At 57.1% G+C, this 3,416-nt stretch carries 3 protein-coding genes; all 3 read left to right on the top strand.

The window, feature by feature from the left end; translation table 11 throughout:
* Window positions 1-1,515: right-handed parallel beta-helix repeat-containing protein (locus VM163_05865; protein HUT03399.1), on the top strand; the 1,515-nt coding region annotated here is incomplete at its 5' end.
* Between the two features lie 25 nt (window positions 1,516-1,540).
* A complete protein-coding gene (locus VM163_05860) occupies window positions 1,541-2,311 on the top strand; it encodes a dockerin type I repeat-containing protein (protein ID HUT03398.1) in 771 nt (256 codons plus the stop codon).
* 48 nt (window positions 2,312-2,359) lie between these two features.
* Window positions 2,360-3,416 (top strand): S8 family serine peptidase (locus VM163_05855; protein HUT03397.1); only part of this gene is annotated, 1,057 nt, incomplete at its 3' end.

Raw genomic sequence — 3,416 nt, 5'->3', positions numbered from 1 at the left:
TTGGGGTCTTCGTGGGGGCCATCATCAGTTTCGCTGAATAACAATACCATTGCGGGGAACGCGGCGCTGGACCGTAGAGGAGGGGGAGTATTCTCAGACGGTTCCTCATTTGCCGCGATCAGCAACAGCATCGTCTGGTTCAACGGCCAGGACTTGTACAATTGCACTGCAACGTTTTCATGCTTCGAATCCGCCAGCGAGACGGATGGCAAGAACAACATTGCGAAGTACCCGCACTTCGTGGATCCCGAAGCGGGCGACTACCATCTGAAATCGTACTCCCCTTGCGTGCAGATGGGTAGGAATTCCGTAGTACCGGCTGGAAGTGCCGACGTCGACTACGATCCTCGCATTTTGTTCGGCACCGTGGACATCGGCGCCGACGAGGTGATTGCCATAAGCCCCGACACCGATGAGGACGGGTTGCCTGATGACTGGGAAATCGAGCACTTCGAGCCCCTCCTGCCTCCTGGCCACGAGCTCGATGAAACCGGATCCGGTGATTACGATGAAGATGGACTGACGAACCTGCAAGAATTCGTCATGGGCACCAGCCCCACTTTCGATGCCAGTGTCATCTACGTTGACGATGACGCAACCGGCTTCCAGGACGGCTCTCTGAGCTATCCGTTCGACAGCATCCAGAAGGGTGTGAACAGGTCAAGAGGCATTGTGTACGTTGCCGGCGGGACTTATGATGAGGAAGTGGTCGTTCGGGGCAAAGCCATCGAGATTCGCGGCGGCTACGACGTCGACTTTGAAGTGTGTGACCCCGACACCTACCCTAGCACCGTAAGGGCCTCGCACGCATCCCCGGCCTTGACTGGAAGAGCCTTCACCTTCGATGACTCCCCCTCCGGCTTGCTCACGGGTTTCGTGATAACCGAGGGAAACGCAAGCCTTGGCGGCGGCATCCTCTGCCGGGCATCCTCCCCCACCATAAGCCAGAATAGCATCCTTGAGAACCAAGCTACCGTGGGCGGCGGAATTTACCTGTGCGAAGGCTCCTCTGCAACCATAACCAACAACAGATTTGACTCCAATACCGCCAGAGATGGCGGCGCCATTGCCTGCGTGCAATCTGCGGCCAAGATCGAGAACAATGAGATTGGAAAGAGTTCACCCAACGAAGCCGATCGATGCGGGGGCGGCATCTACTGCCACGACTCGGGTGGAGTAACCATAACCGGCAACGAGATATGCTCAAATTGCGCCCGCTTCCAGGGAGGAGGGCTTGCGTTCTACAAGTGCAGGTTCCCCCTGCCTGCCTCCGCCTCCGAAGCACCCCTGCGAGCGAACGTGATCAAGGACAACCGCGCAGCCTCCGGCGGCGGCCTCGCGTTCGAATACTCCCTCAATCCCACCATGGTCTGGAACACTGTTGTCGCAAACACCGCCCTTGAGGGAGCCGGCATTTTCATGAGCTTCACGACTGGTGCCGGAACCACGGCAATGCCCGTGGCCGATATAGAGAACAACACGATTGCGGACAATGAAGCTGCGGACCCGTTCTGATGAAACTTGAGAGAGGAGTCAAGCCATGATCGGACGAATCGCTCTGTCGTTTGCCGTATGTTTGATCTCGGTTGCTGCTGCACAAGCTGCGACGCCTGTCTACGTCGGTGTACTGGAAGACGGGGCTCTGGCCCCCCAGGCGCTTGCCGGACTGCGCGGTGAGCTCTCGAGCCAAGACTTCACGTTCCTCAGGCCCCTGATGGGGGCCTTGGCAGGCAAGGGCACCGCTTGGCGGGCACCCGAAGCCATGCCCAGACAGGAGGCATTGGCTCTGCCGCTGGGCATCGCGGGCGTTCTCGGCACCAAGGATTTGATTGATTGTGACAACGCCTGGCTATGCGAATGCTCGAGAGAATGCTTCCCTTTTGTGACGTTCCTTTATGTTCAATACGAATCTGGAGCCGACCGAGAGGCGGCTGACGCAGAACTGCAAGCCAGAGGTTTCTTCCTCACAAGCGGAGAGCCCCATGACCTGGCCCCTTGGCGCCCAGGGGAGTACGTCGTCTACGGGTGGCTCTACCTCAGGGCCGAATACCGTTACAAGGAAGCACGAGACCTTGCAAAGGTTGTTCCGGGCGTCAAGTGGGTCTGGGGCTTCGCATACGTATTCGTCGACGGTGCGCCCGTTCTTGACGTGACGGGTGACGGGAGGCTGAACATCCTTGATTTGGTATACGTCAGGAACCGCTTGGGCCAGGACCCGGAATCGGGAGACAATTTGAAGGCCGACATCAACGGTGACGGCAGAATCAACATTCTGGATCTGATCATTCTGCGTAATCTAATGTCCTCATAGGAACTGCATTTGCAGGAGTCGCAAAGGCATTTCACGGGAGGAAAAGCCATGAGACGAAACTCAATCTGCTTCAAACTGCACCTTGTCATTGCCGGAATCTTCATTGCGTTGAATGTTCACGGCGCCGAGACAGCGGCAGACGGCGTGAACAAGCATGTTGTGCCCGGCGAGTTCTTCGTCCGTTTCGCACCCGGCTCCGCACTGGCTGCCGCGAATGAACTCGAAAAAGCTGGAAGCCATTTCAAGAAGAGCATCGACATCATTGGCGCGGAGCTCTGGACCTTCCCGATCGAGAAGAACATTTCGGAGGTACTCAAGGAGGTCAAAGCCATTCGCGGCGTCGTCGCCGTAGAGCCCGTGTACATGTGCTACCTCCACGATGACTATCCGAACGATGGCAAGGATCAGTGGGCGCTCACCAACATGGACGTCGTTCAGTCCTGGCAGTTTGTCCAGGATTCGGATGCAATCGTTGTGGCCATGATAGATACAGGCATCGTTCCAAGCCACCCTGATCTCCAAGGCAGGATTGCCGCCGGTCGAGATTTCGTCGGCGCGGAACCGGACCCGCCAAATCATCACCCGGACGATAATCCCACAGACTACTACGGGCACGGGACGATGACCTCGGGGATAATCGGGGCGATCATAAACAACAACACCGGCATAGCCGGCGCCGTACCCAATGTGCTGATAATGCCGCTCAAGGTCTCGGCTGACTCGGCCGGCGGCAGCCTTGAGCCGGATGTGCTGCCTGATGCGATGCAATGGGCTATCGACAACGGTGCATCGGTCGTGAACGCAAGTTACGGCTCACCCTATCACCAGCATTTGGTAAGGGAGGTGATCCAGAAAATGCAGGACGCAGGCATCCTTTTCGTAGCATCAGCAGGGAACGACGGAACAGACAACGATGATCCGGATTTCTCTCAGGCGCCATGTTCCTTCAACCTCGCGAATATTGTCGGCGTCATGGCTACGGACGCCAATGACCTTCAAGCGTCATTTTCGAGCTATGGTAGCAAGGCTGTCGACCTGGGTGCACCCGGGCGAAATATCAAGACTACCTACCTGCTATCAAGCTCCGGATACGCTACGCGAAACG

The organism is bacterium, assembly GCA_035527515.1.
In the GTDB taxonomy this organism is placed as follows: Bacteria; B130-G9; B130-G9; order B130-G9; family B130-G9; genus B130-G9.
Note: the sequence above shows the minus strand (reverse complement) of the source record. Positions and strands in the feature narration are given on the sequence as shown.